A 15,041-nucleotide genomic window follows, 5' to 3' on the forward strand; every position below is an offset into this window, starting at 1 on the left:
TCATGTTTTCCAAGTATAAAAAGACCCCCGCGAAAAACGGCACGCCAGTCGCGGCTATGGCCGCCGCCTCCAAAGCAGCCGCCCCTGCCGCCCCTGCCGCCGCTGCGCCCGAAACCGAGCGCAAATCGCTGATGCGCCAGATGCCGGCCAAGAAAGTGGCCGAACCCATCGCCGTGGATAAAGAGCGCAAGCGCAAGGAAAAGCTGGGCGAGATCAAGCTGGAGGTCCACAAGGCGCTTCTTGATAACCTCAACCTCGCCGCGCTCGACAAAGCCACCGAGCAAGACTTGCGCAACGAGATCAATGCCATCGCCGCCGAAACGCTCGAAGACATCGGCGCCGCCCTCACCCGTGAAGAACGTCAGGCCCTCAACCAGGATCTCTACCACGAAGTCACTGGCCTGGGCCCGCTCGAGGCCTTGCTGAAGGACGACACGGTCAACGATATCCTCGTAAACGGCCCGCAGCAGATCTTCGTTGAACGTGACGGCCGCCTCGAGATGACCGACATCACCTTTAAGGACGAACGCCACCTCCTGCGGATCATCGATAAGATCGTCTCCGCCGTGGGCCGCCGCGTCGATGAATCGAACCCCTATGTTGACGCCCGCCTCGCTGACGGTTCGCGTTTCAACGCGATGGTCGGCCCGATCGCGGTGGATGGCTCGCTTGTCTCCATCCGTAAATTCAAAAAAGAGAAGCTTGGGATCAGCGATCTCGTGAAGTTCGGCGCGTTTTCCGAGGAAATGGCCGCCTATCTTCAGGCCGCTGTCTCTACCCGCCTGAACGTGATCGTGTCGGGCGGTACCGGCTCGGGTAAAACCACCACGCTCAACGCCCTGTCCAGCTTCATCGACGACGCAGAGCGCATCCTCACCATCGAGGACACGGCAGAACTTCAGCTGCAACAAACCCATGTGGGCCGCATGGAAAGCCGCCCGCCCAACGTCGAAGGCAAAGGCGCTGTCACCCAGCGCGACTGTCTGCGTAACGCCCTGCGGATGCGTCCTGACCGGATCATCGTCGGCGAAACGCGCGGCGAGGAAGTGATCGACATGTTGCAGGCCATGAACACCGGCCACGACGGGTCGATGACCACGATCCACGCCAACTCCGCCCGCGACGGTGTCAGCCGTCTCGAAAACATGATCGCGATGGCCGGTATTGAAATGCCGATCAAGGCCGTCCGCAGCCAGATCGCATCGGCTGTGAATCTCATCGTGCAGGCCTCGCGCTTGCAGGACGGCTCCCGCCGCATGGTTTCCATCACCGAAATCACCGGCATGGAGGGCGACGTGATCTCCATGCAGGAGGTGTTCCGCTTCCAGCGCGTTGGCCTCACCCCAGAAAACAAGATCATCGGCCATTTCACCGCCACCGGCGTTCGCTCCCACTTCTCCGAGCGCTTCCGCCTTTGGGGCTATGACCTGCCTGCCGAAATCTTTGAACCGACGAACGGAGTCTGATCATGACCGGCATCAATATCGAGGTGATCATCTACGGCGTGATCTTCGTCGCCGTTCTTGTCCTCGTCGAAGGCATCTACCTCACCGTCTTCGGCAAATCGATCAGCCTCAACAGTCGCGTCAACCGGCGGCTCGAACTGCTCGAAAAGGGCGCCAATCGCGAGCAGGTGCTCGAACAACTCCGCAAGGAGATGACCCAGCACCTCAAATCGCAGTCGATCCCGCTCTATTCGATCCTCGCGACCAAGGCACAAAAGGCCAATATCGCCTTCAGCCCGCCGCAGATCATCATGCTGATGGGCGGTCTTGCGGTGATGTCCTACGTCATGCTCACCGTCGGCACATCCGCCTCCACCCCGATCCGCATCGCCGTGGCCATCGCGATGGGCATCGGCGGCGTTTATATGTGGATCAACAACAAGGCCAAGAAGCGCCTGAGCATGATCGAAGAGCAGCTCCCCGATGCGGTCGAGCTGATGGTGCGCTCCCTCCGCGTCGGCCACCCGTTCTCTTCCGCGATCAACATAGTCGCCAAAGAGGTGCCCGATCCCCTCGCTTCTGAAATGGGTGTGATCGCGGATGAGGCCGCCTATGGCCGCGATATGGGCGAAAGCCTCAAATCACTGGCCGAGCGGATGGATATGCAGGATTTGCGCTTCCTCGCCGTGGCCGTGACCATCCAGCAGCAATCGGGCGGCAACCTTGCCGAAATCCTCGATGGCCTGTCAAAAGTGATCCGCTCCCGCTTCAAGCTGTTCCGCCGCGTAAAGGCGATCACTGCAGAGGCCAAATGGTCCGGCATGTTCCTTTCCGGCTTTCCCATCGTGGCGCTGGTGATGATCAACGTGATCCAGCCCAACTACTACGACGACGTGAAAGACACTTCCGTTTTCATTCCCGCCTGTCTCGTCGTTGCCGCCTTCCTCGTCGCGAACGTGTTCGTGATGCGGACCCTCGTGAACATCAAGGTCTAGGAGCCCGCCATGTCCCTTATGAGTAATGTGAACCAGATGGTCACAGACATGCTCGGCCCCTTCGGCTGGCTGATGATCGTGGGCGTTCTGGGCTTCATGCTGGTGCTGATCGCGCTGCCGGTGGTGATGCAAAAAGAGGAAGACCCCCTCGACAAGCTGAACAAGGAAAACCGCGCCAAAGCCAAAGCCGCCGAGCTTGCGGGCCGAGAAACTCGCCTGCGCACGGCCAATGGCAAGGATAAGCTGGAGAAATATTCCAACTTCCTCGAACCCCAAAACGCCGAGGAATACAGCGCCGTTAAACTCAAGCTCCTGCAAGCGGGCTATAAGTCCAAAAATGCCGTGCGAATGTATCACTTCTCGCAATTCGCACTTGGCATCACCCTCTTGCTCGCAGGCCTCGCCTATACGCTCTACAAGATCAACATCGCCCCCGATGGCGAGGAGATGAGCACCCAATCCATGATCATGTCTGCCGCCCTGCCCGGCGTGGTGGGTTACATGATGCCCAAATACTGGGTTACGCGCCGTCAGGCAGAGCGTCAGGAACAAATCATCAATGGCTTCCCCGACAGCCTCGATATGATGCTCGTCTGCGTCGAAGCGGGCCAATCGCTTGACCAGTCGATCATCCGCGTCTCCCGCGAAATCCGCGCAGGCTTCCCCGCGCTGGCGGAAGAGTTCGAGATCGTCAGCTACGAAATGAAAGCCGGTAAAGACCGCATTCAGGTGCTGCGCGATATGTCCGAACGCGCCGGCGTGGCCGATGTGCAGAGCTTCGTCACCGTACTGATCCAGTCGCAGCAATTTGGCACCTCGATCGCCGAAGCCCTGCGCGTCTATTCGTCTGAGATGCGTGACAAGCGCGTGATGCGCGCCGAAGAGAAAGCCAATACCCTACCCACCAAGATGACCCTTGCGACGATGATGTTGACGGTGCCGCCGCTTCTGATCATTCTGATCGGACCATCGGTCTACGGAATTGCGGAGACCCTGTCGAACGCCAATTTCTAGGGGGCGCATGCAGCGCATTGTCTGGGTTCTTGCCGCGACGGCCCTCGTCGCTCTGGCCGCCTGTAATCCGGGCGGCCTGAACCGTCCTGACGGGCTCTACGCGCCCGGAGTCACGATAGGCGACGGCACGGATCACCTCGCCGCAGGGCACCGTGCGATGGCTGGCGGTGAATATGAGCTTGCGCTGAAATCCTTCACCCGCGCCGCCGCGCAACAAGGGTTGAATGCCGAAATCCTCGCCGCCCTCGGCTCCGCCAACCTGTCGCTCGGGCGGCTTGGTCAAGCCGAAGACTTCCTACGCCGCGCGCTGGAAGAGGATGGCGACTTCCCCGAAGCATGGAACAATCTCGGCGTCGTCCTGATGGAAAAAGGCCAGATCGCCGAAGCCACGTTCGTGTTCCGTCGCGCCTATGCAACGGACAACGGCGATTCCGACGAAATCAGAGACAACCTGCGGTTGGCACTCGCCATGATGGACGAGAGCCGCTATTCTCAGGAACCAGAAACCGCAGAGTTCCAGTTGATCCGGCGCAACTATGGCGACTATGTCCTGCTGCCGGCAAATTGAGAGACGAGCAACAAAAGGACGCAGGCAAATGCGCCATTCCATCGCGATACTGGCCGGAGTAGCCGGATTGCTGACCCTCTCCGCCTGCCAGCAAACAGGCGATCAGGTCGTGGCCGAGGCCATGAAGGACGTCAACGTCATCGACGAGAGCAACCTCAACGATGTGATGCTCACCGTCGCAGACCCCGAAGAGGCCGTCGCCTATTTCCGCCGCACGCTTGCGGGCCAGCCGGAACGGATCGACCTGCGCCGCGGCCTTGCCAAATCGCTCACCCGCGCCCGCCGCACGACCGAGGCCGTCGCCGCATGGAAGGCCGTTGTCGAACATCCCGACACCACCGATGATGACCGCGTCGATCTTGCTGATGCTCTGATCCGCGACAATCAGTGGGAAGAGGCCGAGCAAGTGCTCAATGCCGTCCCCCCCACGCATGAAACCTATGCCCGTTACCGGCTCGAAGCGATGGTCGCTGACAGCAACGAGCAATGGGACCGTGCCGATAGCTTCTATGAAACCGCCATCGGCCTCACCACCCGCCCCGCCAGCGTGCTGAACAACTGGGGCTTCTCAAAACTCACGCGCGGCGATTTCGTCGGTGCCGAAACCCTCTTCGCCGATGCGCTGAACGCCGATCCGGGCCTCTTCACCGCCAAGAACAACCTCGCGCTGGCGCGTGGAGCGCAGCGTAACTACGATGTTCCTGTGGTCACGATGACCCAGATCGAGCGCGCCCAGATCCTCCACACGCTGGCGCTTACCGCCGTAAAGCAAGGCGATGTCGTCATCGCAAAAGGGCTGTTGCAGCAAGCGATTGATACCCACCCGCAGCACTTCGAGGCGGCCGTCCGCGCCCTGCGCGCGCTCGAGTCGAGCGGCACCTGATGTCGGCCGGTCTGACCGCTGCCCAAGCGCTCTGGTTTCTGCCAGTGGTGCTGCCGCTGTCCTTCTACACCGCCTACACCGATCTCAGCACCATGAAGATCCGCAATCACGCGGTCGTGGCGCTGGTGATCGGCTTCGCGGTGCTTGGTCTCTTTGCGCTCCCTTTCGAGGATTACCTCTGGCGATGGAGCCATTTGGCTGTGGTGCTGGTCATTGGCATCGGCCTGAACGCCATCGGCGCGATTGGCGCCGGTGACGCCAAATTCGCCGCCGCCGCCGCGCCCTTCATCGCCTTGGCAGATGTCAGGCCGCTGCTCTATCTCTTTGCTGGCTGCCTGATCACCGGCTATCTCGCCCACCGGCTTATCCGCGGCTCGCCGCTGCGCAAGCTCGCGCCGGAATGGGAAAGCTGGTCCGCAGGGCGCCGCTTCCCGATGGGCCTGCCCTTGGGCATGACCCTCTCGCTCTACTGTCTCCTGCCGTTCCTCGGCTAGCCGCGCTGGCGCTCGTACAGGATGTAGATCGGCGTCCGCCGCACCTCCACCAACTCATCCGCCGCGCCGCTGGCCTCCAGCTCGTCAAGGATGTCCGCCTGCACCGAATGCGCGATGGGGCAGAGCGGCACCACCACATAATCCACATTCTCATACCCCGGCAGCCCGCCATAATACCACGGCGCGGCACCCTCGATTGGGGCGAAATCCGCGAACAGCCAATAGGACGAGAGCAAATCCGCCGCCATCAACCGCGCGCCCTTGCCGCCGTAACCCGCCGCGGCGATATCCTGCGCAGTGATGTCCAGCACCGAAGTCAGCCCTATCTCGGTCGTGCAATAGGGGAAGGTTTCACCCTTGAAATCCGCGACCTTCTCCCGCTCCTGCGGCTCCAGATACGCGGCATAGGCACTGTCAGGCCCGTCCAGCGCGACCCGCGCATCAATACGCTGCACACGAATATCACCACCCTGTAAATCCGCATGCACCCCACCGCGCGGCATCAGGGGCACAAACTGTTCAAGCGGCGTCAGGTAATGCCGGAACGGGCTGTAGGCCACGTTCACAAGGCTCGGCGTCCCCATCGCCACGGCAATCGCTGCCGTGACACCCAGCGCCTGCCGCATCGACCACCCGCTGCCATTGAGCACGTCATGCACCGGGCGGCTCGCCAGCAGCAACACCGCCACAAGGATCAGCCATTGCGGATCGTTGCCGTAGTTCTGGAACGTCACGAAAAAGAACCCCGGCACCAGCGTCAGCAGGATCAGCCCGCCATGTTCGTCGCGGGCTTGGCGCAAAAAGACCACCCCCGCCAGAAGTGTCAGCGATGCACCCAGATGCGACGGCGACGCCACCACCTCGCCCAAATCGCCGCTGGGCTGGGGGCGGATCTCCGACCGTGCCACCGTCAGCAGGTCGTCGATATAGGCCAACCAATAGCCAAACCCCAGCCAGAGCGTCAGCAAAGCGGCAATCACCCCGCCCGTCACCAACGCCCATAAGAGCGCCTTGCGCTGTTCCGTCACCCAAAGCGCAAAGGCAATCGGCGCGACGAAGGCAACGGCATAAGTCACTTTGATCATCACCAATGCCGCGACCAAAGCGCCGATGATCACCCCGTCCAGCACCGGCAAATTCGGGTGCACCGGCCTGCGAAACGCCGCAAGGATCGCCACAAAAGCCGCCGCCCACGCCCAACGATTATAATGCATCGAAACCGAGATCCCCGCCTCGGCTTCCCCATGCACCAAGGCAAGGATCAGGATCAGCACGAACCCGCCAAAAACCGGCGCCAGCCGTGGCGAGAGGCGGCTCATGCTCACCCACCACACCGCCGGCAGCATCACCGCCGCAACCAGTATCTGGCTCCAGATCAGCGCATGGCCGATCCCCATGCCCGCCTTCACCAACAGCACAATCGGCGCAAAGGCCAATGCGCCAATCGGCGTCATGAAATCCAGATGCGGGCGCTGCCCTTCGGCCATGCGGAAGATGATCTCGACCAGATGCAGCGTGTCGCCCTCGTGCTTGGCGATGTAAAGCCCATCGCGCAGCACACTGATCCCCGACCAGACAAAGAAGATCCCCACCAGAATCCCCAGTAATATCACCGGATTTGGTCTACTCATGCCTGCCTCGCCCATAGATTGTCCATTTTTTCGCCACAATAACCCTGCAAGCTCAAGCTGACAAAGCGTGACCGCCTGCCTTCGGTGCTTCTGTTGCAAGGCGAGTCACTTGTGCCACAACCCTAGGCAGACGCGCAGAGGCCACAGATGAATATGGAAACCACCGCCATCATGGCGCCCCCCGCCCCGAAATCGTTGGAGCAGATGCAACTGCCCACGGTGATGATGCGGGATATCCTGCTGAAAACCATCTTCCGCATGAACCTGTCGATGGTGAGCGAACTGTCCCGTGCCATCTGCCTGCCAGTGCCAGTGACGCAAACCCTGATCGACCTCGCGCGCAGCCAGCGGCTTCTTGAAGCGACCGGCACGCTCAATCCGCTGGCGGGCGATGAAATGGGCTACCAACTTACCGATAACGGCAAGGCCCGCGCGCTCGATGCGCTGGCCCAGTCCGAATATTACGGCGCGATGCCGGTGCCGATGGCCGTTTATGCCGAACAGGTGAAGCGCCAGTCGATCCGCAACATTCAGGTCACACGCGACCAACTCACCGGCGCAATGGGTCATCTGGTGCTGCCGGATGATCTTCTTTCAAATCTTGGTCCCGCTGTCTCCGCTGGGCGCTCGGTGCTGATGTACGGCCCACCGGGCAACGGTAAATCCTCCATCTCCAACGGCATCCGTGACGCTCTTGGCGATAAAATCTACATTCCCCGCGCCATCGAATATTCCGGTCAGGTGATCACCGTGTATGACCCGATCGTGCACACCGCCGCCGAAGAGCAGGTCGATGACCCCAACGCGCTGCGCCGCAGCTCCAACCGCTATGACACCCGCTATGTCCGCTGCGACCGCCCCACCGTGATCACCGGCGGCGAGCTGTCGCTCGATATGCTCGATCTCGTCTACAACCCCGTCGCCCGCACCTATCAGGCACCCTTGCAGCTTAAGTCCACCGGCGGCGTATTCATCATTGACGACTTGGGCCGCCAAGAGGAGCCACCGCAGAAAATCGTCAACCGCTGGATCGTTCCGCTAGAGGAAAACCGCGATATCCTCGCCCTGCAATCGGGCGAGAAATTCGAGGTTCCCTTCGATACGCTGGTGATCTTCTCGACGAACTTCCACCCGAACGAGATTTTCGACAAAGCCGCGCTGCGCCGGATTTTCTACAAGATCAAGATCGACGGCCCCAATAAGGAAAACTTCCTCAAGATCTTCGCGATGGTCGCCCGCAAGAAGGGCATGCCGCTGGATGAAGCCGCGTTGCTGCACCTGCTCAATGTCAAATACCCGACGATCGATAACATCTACGCCAACTACCAGCCGGTGTTCCTGATCGACCAAATGATTTCCATTTGCGAGTTCGAGGGAATTCCCTACCAGATGACGCCAGAGCTGATCGACCGCGCATGGGCCAATATGTTTGTCCGCGAGGAAACCATCGTTCACTAGCGCCACAGCGCCAGCGCCTGCCCGTGGGATGGCGCCGCGCCGCTTGAACGCCAGCGTTTTATCGGCCCACGAACATGTAACCTCCGAGGTCACTGCAAACGTCGCCAAAGCGCCAGCCCGACGAGACGGGCAGGCGCTGGCGCGGCGGCCTGCGGCCTTGTTCCGCGCCCGCCAAACGCAAACCATTGTCCTTTCCCCCCGCTTGGGGGATGAAAGGGCATGCAAGCGCCCCTGCCGATAGACGCCGTGATCCCCGACCTCCTCGCCGCCCTCAGCGGCGCAGGCCGCGCTGTGCTGCAAGCCCCTCCCGGCGCGGGCAAAACCACCCGCGTACCGCTGGCGCTCCTGCATGAGGGCCGCATCCAAGGCCGCATCCTGATGTTAGAGCCGCGCCGCCTCGCCACACGCGCCGCCGCCGAGCGCTTGGCCGAACAACTGGGCGAGAAACCCGGCGCAACCGTCGGCTACCGCATGCGCGGCGACAGCCGCACCGGCCCCCAAACCCGTATCGAGGTCGTGACCGAAGGCATCCTCACCCGCATGATCCAGTCCGATCCCGAGCTTTCCGGCATCGGCGCGGTGATCTTCGACGAATTCCACGAGCGCTCCCTCCACGCCGATCTCGGCCTAGCGCTCGTCGGGGAAATCCGCGCCGCCCTGCGCCCTGATCTTACGCTTCTCGTGATGTCCGCCACGCTCGACGCCGCCCCCGTCGCCGCACTCCTTGACGACGCCCCGATCATCACCTCCCAAGGCAGCAGTTTCTCCGTCGAGATCCGCCACCGTGATGCACCTTGGCCCAAAACCGCGCGGATCGAGGCCGTCACCGCCGATGCGGTGCGCGACGCCCTCGCAGCGGAAGACGGAAACATCCTCGTCTTTCTCCCCGGCGAGGGAGAGATCCGCCGCACCCAAGCGCGGCTCGACGGCACCCTGCCCGCCGATGTCACCCTCGCGCCTCTTTACGGGGCGCTGCCCTTCGCCAAACAACGCGCCGCCATCGCCCCGCCCGCCACGGGGCGCAAGATCGTGCTCGCCACCTCCATCGCCGAAACCTCGCTGACCATCGAAGGCATCCGCGTGGTGATCGACGCAGGCCGCGCCCGCCGCGCCCGCTTTGACCCCGGCTCCGGCATGTCGCGGTTGGTGACAGAGCGCGTCACCCGCGCCGAAGCCGACCAGCGTGCAGGTCGCGCCGGTCGCCTCACCCCCGGTGTCGCCTACCGGCTCTGGACAAAGGGCGAAGAAGGCGCGCTCGCCGCCTTCCCGCCCGCCGAGGTCGAATCCGCCGATCTCGCGCCGCTGGCGCTGGAACTGGCGCTCTGGGGCTCCGCCGATCTGCCCTTCCTCACCGCGCCGCCCGCCGGTGCGCTGGCAGAGGCACAGGCGCTTCTCACCGCCCTTGGTGCGCTCGATGATCAGGGCCGCATCACCGCCCACGGCCGCGCCATCGCCGCGCTGCCCCTGCACCCGCGCCTTGCACATATGGCGCTCACGGCGGGCCGCCCCGCAGCCCCCCTCGCCGCCCTTCTGGCCGAGCGCGACCCTCTCAGCAACGCACCAAGCGACATCACCCTGCGCCTCAAGGCGATCAATGGCCGCTACGACGGCCCCGGCACCGCCAACCCCGCCGCGCTGGAGCGTATCCGCGCCGAGGCCAAGCGCCTCGCCCGCGATCTGCCCGACCGCCCCGCGCTCTCGGCGGGCGAAATGCTGGCGCTTGCCTACCCCGACCGTATCGGCCTGCGGCGCAAAGGGGACGCGCCGCGCTATGTGCTTTCGGGCGGCAAGGGCGCGGTGCTCCCTGATGACGACCCGCTCGCCGGTCAACGCCTGATCGTCGCCTGCGATCTCGATGGCGACCGGCGCGAAGCCCGCATCCGCCTCTGCGCGCCCATGACCGACAGCGCCCTGCGCGCCCAATTCGGAGATCGCATCGCATGGCAGGACCATTGCGGATGGTCCCGCCGCGAGCGCCGCGTCTTGGCCCGCCAGCAGGAGGTCTTCGGCGCACTGGTGCTGGATGACCGCAACTGGCCCGATGCCCCGTCCGAGGCGCTCTCCCGCGCCATGTGCGACGGCATTCGCGAGCTGGGCCTGCGGCTCTCCCCCGCAGCCGAGCGCTTCCGCGCCCGCGTATCCCTGATCCGGCAGGAAGCACCCGATGCCCTGCCGCCCGTTGACGACGCCCATCTCCTCGACACGCTGGCGGAATGGCTCACCCCTTATCTCACCGGCGTCACCACCGCCGACGACTGGAAGCGCTTCGACGCGCTCGACGCGCTCCGCGCCCGCCTGACATGGGATCAGATGCAGATGCTCGACGCCGCAGCGCCTGCCCATTTCGAAACGCCCCTCGGCCGCCGCATCCCCATCGATTACGCCTCCGACCCGCCCGAAATCACGCTCCGCCTGCAAGAGATGTTCGGCGTCACCCGTCACCCCACGGTGGGCGGCACAGCGCTCAAGGTCACGCTCCTCTCACCGGGGCAGAAGCCGGTGCAAACCACGACCGATATCCCGGGCTTCTGGCGCAGTTCTTATGCTGACGTGCGCAAAGACATGCGCGGCCGTTACCCCAAACACCCGTGGCCCGAGGACCCCATCGTGGCCGACCCGACCCTCCGCGCCAAACCCCGCAAAGGGTAATCCCCAAGGCGCGCGCGGCGGCCTTCGGCCTTTACTCCGCGCTCAGGCATTCCGCTTGATCCAGAAACAAACGACCAAACGCGCGAAACAGCGGTGCGCCCCGCGCACCGCCGCGCAGCGTCCGACCGCCCCCTCGGGCGGACGCTTTTTCACCCTCTCCGAACGCTCACAATGAGGGATTAGATGTCACCATCAAGCGGCGACCACTCAACAGTGGCGCGTCCACCCGCGGCCGGACACTCCGCGCCTCACTCCCACCACGGCCCGTGGCTGCCCGCATCGCCCCCCAGCCGCACAAACCCGTGCCGGCCAAAGAAATCCCGCTGCGCCTGAATGAGGTCCGTCGTCCCCCGCGCCTGCGCCATCGTGTCGATCCACGCCAGCGCGGCCGAGAACGCAGGCACCGGATGCCCCGCCTGCACCGCCGCCGCGACCACCGCCCGCAACGCAGGCAGGCTCTCCCGCAGCCGCGCGGCAAAGGCGGGCGCGAAAATCAGCGCCCCCTGCGGCATCTCCCCCCTGAACGCTTCTGAAATATCGTCGAGCAGCGCCGAGCGGATGATACATCCCGCCCGCCAGATCTCCGCGATCCGCGCGAAATCGAGCGCCCAGTCATATTCCTCCGACGCCGCGCCAAGGATACGGAACCCCTGCGCATAGGCGATGATCCGCGCCGCCAGCAGCGCCTGCTCATACGTCTCGGCGGCAATCTCCACCGCGCCACGCCGCGTGCCGAGGATCTCCTCCCCCGCGACCCGTGCCTCTTTCTCCGAGGACCACCCCCGCGCACCGACCGCCGCTTCAATGGCGCTGGCCGACTGGCCCATCTTCAGCGCTTCGATCACCGTCCAGCGCCCCGTCCCCTTCTGGCCCGCGCTGTCGAGGATCACATCCACCGCCGGATGGCCCGTCTCCCGATCCACCGCCTGCAAAACCTTACCACTGATCTCCACCAGATAGCTTTTCAGCGCGCCCTGATCCCACGCCTCGAAGCGCGCGCCGATCTCGGCAGGGGTCATTCCGCCACCATAGCGCATCAGCCCGTAGGCCTCGGCCAGCATCTGCATGTCGGCATATTCGATCCCGTTATGCACGGTCTTGACGAAATGCCCCGCCCCATCCGGCCCCAGATGATCGGCACAGGCCTCCCCCTCGAACTTCGCCGCAATCGCGGTGATCACCGGCTTGATCTTGCCATAGGCCGCAGGCGTGCCGCCCACCATGATCGACGGACCATACCGCGCGCCTTCTTCACCGCCGGAGACACCCATGCCGATAAAGGTCAGGCCCCGCGCCTCAACCATCGCCGTGCGGCGGCGGGTGTCGTGAAAATCGGTATTGCCGGCATCAATGATCGTGTCACCGGCCTCCAACGCATCGCAGAGCCGCTCAATCGCGTCATCCACCGGCGCTCCCGCAGGCACCATCAGGATAATCGCCCGCGGCGCGGGCATCTCGCGGGCCATCGCCTCAAGGCTGTCATGCACCCGCAGCCCTGCGCCCAATGGTCCGGCTTCGGCCCTGAAGCGCTCGGTCACTTCTGGCGTCCGGTTCGCTACATGCAACGCGAACCCGTTATCGAGAATGTTCAGCGCCAACGCGCTTCCCATCGTCCCCAGCCCGTAAAGCCCCAAGCTCGCCACATCCGCCATCTGATCCCCTCCATACCACGCCACACCGGCTAACCGCCTGATTTGCTTGTTTCCTATGACTGTGATAAACTCAATCTCACAAAATAAAAATAACCAGGCAGTAAATCACATGACCGACTTTCTCCGCACGGCTTGGTCCGAGCTCCTCTCCCCGTTTCTCCGGCGTCCCCCGATGCTGCAAATGGCCGCCCTTTGCCACCGCGAAGGCGCGAACGGGCGCGAAATTCTTCTCGTGACCTCCTCCTCAGGCAATTGGATTCTGCCCAAGGGCTGGCCCATCGAAGGCACCGATGGCGGCGGCACCGCGATGCAGGAAGCCTTCGAAGAAGCAGGCGTCAAAAAGGGCGACGTCGCCCCGACCCCCATCGCCCGCGTTGAAACGGTCAAGCGCTTCGATGATGGCAACGAGGCCCCCTGTACGCTGGAGATCTACCCCGTCGCCGTCGCTGAAATGACCGATGACTACCCCGAAAGCCACCGCCGCGAGCGCCGCTGGGTGCCGGTCAGCGAAGCCGCCAACCTGATCAACGAACCGGCTCTGGCCGAGGCAATCGCAACACTCTGAGCACCGAATCCGCCGCTCCGAGCGCACGAAACCGAGGGCCGTCATCACGCCGCGCTCCCACCGCTTGCGCCGAGCGCCGTCCGGTCAGACGCTCTTCTGTTACAAAACTGTCATAATTGTTGCGCCACGGGGCCAGACCCGTTAACCGGCAATGGTTTGTGATTGACCTGAACGGAGCGCCACATGGCCGACAATACCCCACCGCCGAACCAGTGGCGCACGCTCGACCGCGACCTACGCCGCCTTTCCAGCCTCGAATACGCCACCAACGCCGTCGCACGTCCGATGGTAGGTTTCGGCGTCTCGCTGGCTTTCATGGTTCTGGCGGGGATCGGCGCAGCCCTATTCTTCAGCGTTGATGGCAATAACGTCATCGTTGTCGCCGCTGCGATATTCGGTGCCTATATGGCGCTCAACATCGGCGCCAATGACGTGGCCAACAACATGGGCCCAGCGGTTGGCGCCAATGCCCTCACCCTTGGCGGCGCCATCGTCATCGCGGCGCTGTTTGAAAGCGCAGGCGCGCTTCTCGCTGGCGGCGATGTGGTGTCGACCATCTCCAAAGGCATCATTGATCCGCAAAGCGTCGCCGATACGCAGATTTTCATCTGGGCGATGATGGCCGCACTGATTTCCTCGGCGCTTTGGGTCAACCTCGCCACTTGGGTTGGCGCGCCGGTTTCCACCACCCATTCCGTCGTTGGTGGCGTCATGGGCGCAGGCATCGCCGCTGCCGGTTTTGCCGCCGTGAACTGGCCCACCATGGGCACCATTGCCGCAAGCTGGGTGATCTCACCTGTTTTGGGCGGGGCTATCGCCGCGGCCTTCCTCGCCTTCATCAAGGCAAAAATCATCTATCAGGACGATAAGATCGCCGCCGCCCGCCGCTGGGTGCCGGTGCTGATCGGCATCATGGTCGGCGCATTCTCGGCCTACCTTGCGCTGAAAGGCCTCAAGAAAATCATTAAGATCGACATGGGCACAGCGCTGATCATCGGCGTCATTCTCGGTGCCGTGGCCTATGTTGTGACCGCACCGCTCATCCACCGCCAATCCGAAGGGCTGGAAAACCGCAACAAATCCCTCAAGGTGCTGTTCTCGATCCCGCTCGTCATTTCTGCGGCACTCCTTTCCTTTGCTCATGGCGCGAATGACGTGGCCAATGCCGTCGGCCCCTTGGCCGCCATCGTCCACGCTTCTGAATTCGGCGAGTTCGCAGGCAAAGTGTCGATCCCCACATGGGTCATGGTCATCGGTGCATTCGGCATCTCCTTCGGGCTTGTTCTCTTTGGCCCAAAACTCATTCGCATGGTCGGCAGCCAGATCACCAAGCTGAACCCGATGCGCGCCTATTGCGTGGCGCTTTCGGCAGCGATTACCGTGATCGTCGCCAGCTGGCTCGGCCTGCCGGTGTCCTCCACCCATATCGCCGTTGGCGGGGTGTTTGGCGTCGGCTTCTACCGCGAATGGCACATGGAACGCCGGATCAAAAAGCTCGGCCTGTCGCGCCGTGCCGCCGCTGCCGATGCGGGGATCGAGCCGCTGCCCGAGCAGGAGCGCCGCCGCCGCAAACTGGTGCGCCGCTCGCATTTCATGACCATCATCGCCGCATGGGTGATCACCGTCCCCGCCGCAGCGCTGCTCTCGGGTGTGATCTTCCTCGCGCTGAATGGCGTGTTCGGCTAGG

12 protein-coding genes are annotated in these 15,041 nt (G+C 63.2%); 10 read left to right on the plus strand and 2 right to left on the minus strand.

The genetic code is table 11. From position 1 onward, the window contains the following. The first annotated feature begins 2 nt into the window (after positions 1–2). The 6 genes from AB1E42_RS11060 to AB1E42_RS11085 are packed head-to-tail and all read left to right on the plus strand — an operon-like array spanning position 3 to position 5,399. Positions 3–1,466: a CpaF family protein gene (locus tag AB1E42_RS11060; RefSeq protein ID WP_368344301.1), complete on the plus strand. Its 1,464-nt coding sequence runs from the start codon at positions 3–5 to the stop codon at positions 1,464–1,466. 2 nt (positions 1,467–1,468) lie between these two features. Next, on the plus strand, positions 1,469–2,440 hold the full coding sequence (locus AB1E42_RS11065) for a type II secretion system F family protein (RefSeq protein ID WP_368344302.1): 972 nt from the start codon (positions 1,469–1,471) through the stop codon (positions 2,438–2,440). Between the two features lie 9 nt (positions 2,441–2,449). Beyond that, complete coding sequence (locus AB1E42_RS11070; protein WP_368344303.1) at positions 2,450–3,454, plus strand: type II secretion system F family protein; 1,005 nt, start codon at positions 2,450–2,452, stop codon at positions 3,452–3,454. A gap of 7 nt (positions 3,455–3,461) precedes the next feature. Further along, positions 3,462–4,022, plus strand: a complete 561-nt coding sequence (locus tag AB1E42_RS11075) for a tetratricopeptide repeat protein (RefSeq protein ID WP_368344304.1) — start codon at positions 3,462–3,464, stop codon at positions 4,020–4,022. Between the two features lie 28 nt (positions 4,023–4,050). After that, positions 4,051–4,905 (plus strand): tetratricopeptide repeat protein, encoded by an 855-nt coding sequence (locus AB1E42_RS11080; RefSeq protein ID WP_368344305.1) that lies wholly within the window; start codon positions 4,051–4,053, stop codon positions 4,903–4,905. Continuing rightward, the gene (locus AB1E42_RS11085) at positions 4,905–5,399 is read left to right on the plus strand and encodes a prepilin peptidase (RefSeq protein WP_368344306.1); all 495 of its coding nucleotides are present in this window, start codon (positions 4,905–4,907) and stop codon (positions 5,397–5,399) included. The genes AB1E42_RS11080 and AB1E42_RS11085 overlap by 1 nt, the downstream gene beginning before the upstream one ends. On the opposite strand, the gene AB1E42_RS11090 is transcribed toward AB1E42_RS11085, so the two are convergent. Continuing rightward, complete coding sequence (locus AB1E42_RS11090; RefSeq protein WP_368344307.1) at positions 5,396–7,030, minus strand: hypothetical protein; 1,635 nt, start codon at positions 7,028–7,030, stop codon at positions 5,396–5,398. The genes AB1E42_RS11085 and AB1E42_RS11090 overlap by 4 nt on opposite strands. Before the next feature lie 147 nt (positions 7,031–7,177). Between AB1E42_RS11090 and AB1E42_RS11095 the strand changes: the two genes are divergently transcribed. Together AB1E42_RS11095 and hrpB are read left to right on the plus strand one after the other, a co-directional pair. Further along, positions 7,178–8,488: an ATPase gene (locus AB1E42_RS11095; protein ID WP_368344308.1), complete on the plus strand. Its 1,311-nt coding sequence runs from the start codon at positions 7,178–7,180 to the stop codon at positions 8,486–8,488. Positions 8,489–8,707: 219 nt separating this feature from the next. Further along, positions 8,708–11,137: an ATP-dependent helicase HrpB gene (hrpB, locus tag AB1E42_RS11100; protein ID WP_368344309.1), complete on the plus strand. Its 2,430-nt coding sequence runs from the start codon at positions 8,708–8,710 to the stop codon at positions 11,135–11,137. A gap of 248 nt (positions 11,138–11,385) precedes the next feature. Here the strand turns inward: hrpB and gndA are convergent, their stop codons facing one another. Further along, positions 11,386–12,789: an NADP-dependent phosphogluconate dehydrogenase gene (gene gndA, locus AB1E42_RS11105; protein ID WP_368344310.1), complete on the minus strand. Its 1,404-nt coding sequence runs from the start codon at positions 12,787–12,789 to the stop codon at positions 11,386–11,388. 109 nt (positions 12,790–12,898) lie between these two features. On the opposite strand from gndA, the gene AB1E42_RS11110 reads away from it, so the two are divergent. Both AB1E42_RS11110 and AB1E42_RS11115 read left to right on the plus strand, forming a co-directional pair. Continuing rightward, on the plus strand, positions 12,899–13,354 hold the full coding sequence (locus tag AB1E42_RS11110) for an NUDIX hydrolase (protein WP_368344311.1): 456 nt from the start codon (positions 12,899–12,901) through the stop codon (positions 13,352–13,354). Positions 13,355–13,537: 183 nt separating this feature from the next. Next, complete coding sequence (locus AB1E42_RS11115) at positions 13,538–15,040, plus strand: inorganic phosphate transporter (protein WP_368344312.1); 1,503 nt, start codon at positions 13,538–13,540, stop codon at positions 15,038–15,040. Position 15,041 lies beyond the last annotated feature (1 nt).

Source organism: Pelagovum sp. HNIBRBA483 (assembly GCF_040931995.1).
Lineage (GTDB): Bacteria > Pseudomonadota > Alphaproteobacteria > Rhodobacterales > Rhodobacteraceae > JAEPMR01.

Excerpts from the sequence above, each read along its gene's own strand:
- AB1E42_RS11060 (WP_368344301.1), top strand. The coding sequence starts at position 3 with ATGTTTTCCAAGTATAAAAAGACCCCCGCGAAAAACGGCACGCCAGTC.
- AB1E42_RS11065 (WP_368344302.1), top strand. The coding sequence starts at position 1,469 with ATGACCGGCATCAATATCGAGGTGATCATCTACGGCGTGATCTTCGTC.
- AB1E42_RS11070 (WP_368344303.1), top strand. The coding sequence starts at position 2,450 with ATGTCCCTTATGAGTAATGTGAACCAGATGGTCACAGACATGCTCGGC.
- AB1E42_RS11075 (WP_368344304.1), top strand. The coding sequence starts at position 3,462 with ATGCAGCGCATTGTCTGGGTTCTTGCCGCGACGGCCCTCGTCGCTCTG.
- AB1E42_RS11080 (WP_368344305.1), top strand. The coding sequence starts at position 4,051 with ATGCGCCATTCCATCGCGATACTGGCCGGAGTAGCCGGATTGCTGACC.
- AB1E42_RS11085 (WP_368344306.1), top strand. The coding sequence starts at position 4,905 with ATGTCGGCCGGTCTGACCGCTGCCCAAGCGCTCTGGTTTCTGCCAGTG.
- AB1E42_RS11090 (WP_368344307.1), bottom strand. The coding sequence starts at position 7,030 with ATGAGTAGACCAAATCCGGTGATATTACTGGGGATTCTGGTGGGGATC.
- AB1E42_RS11095 (WP_368344308.1), top strand. The coding sequence starts at position 7,178 with ATGAATATGGAAACCACCGCCATCATGGCGCCCCCCGCCCCGAAATCG.
- hrpB (WP_368344309.1), top strand. The coding sequence starts at position 8,708 with ATGCAAGCGCCCCTGCCGATAGACGCCGTGATCCCCGACCTCCTCGCC.
- gndA (WP_368344310.1), bottom strand. The coding sequence starts at position 12,789 with ATGGCGGATGTGGCGAGCTTGGGGCTTTACGGGCTGGGGACGATGGGA.
- AB1E42_RS11110 (WP_368344311.1), top strand. The coding sequence starts at position 12,899 with ATGACCGACTTTCTCCGCACGGCTTGGTCCGAGCTCCTCTCCCCGTTT.
- AB1E42_RS11115 (WP_368344312.1), top strand. The coding sequence starts at position 13,538 with ATGGCCGACAATACCCCACCGCCGAACCAGTGGCGCACGCTCGACCGC.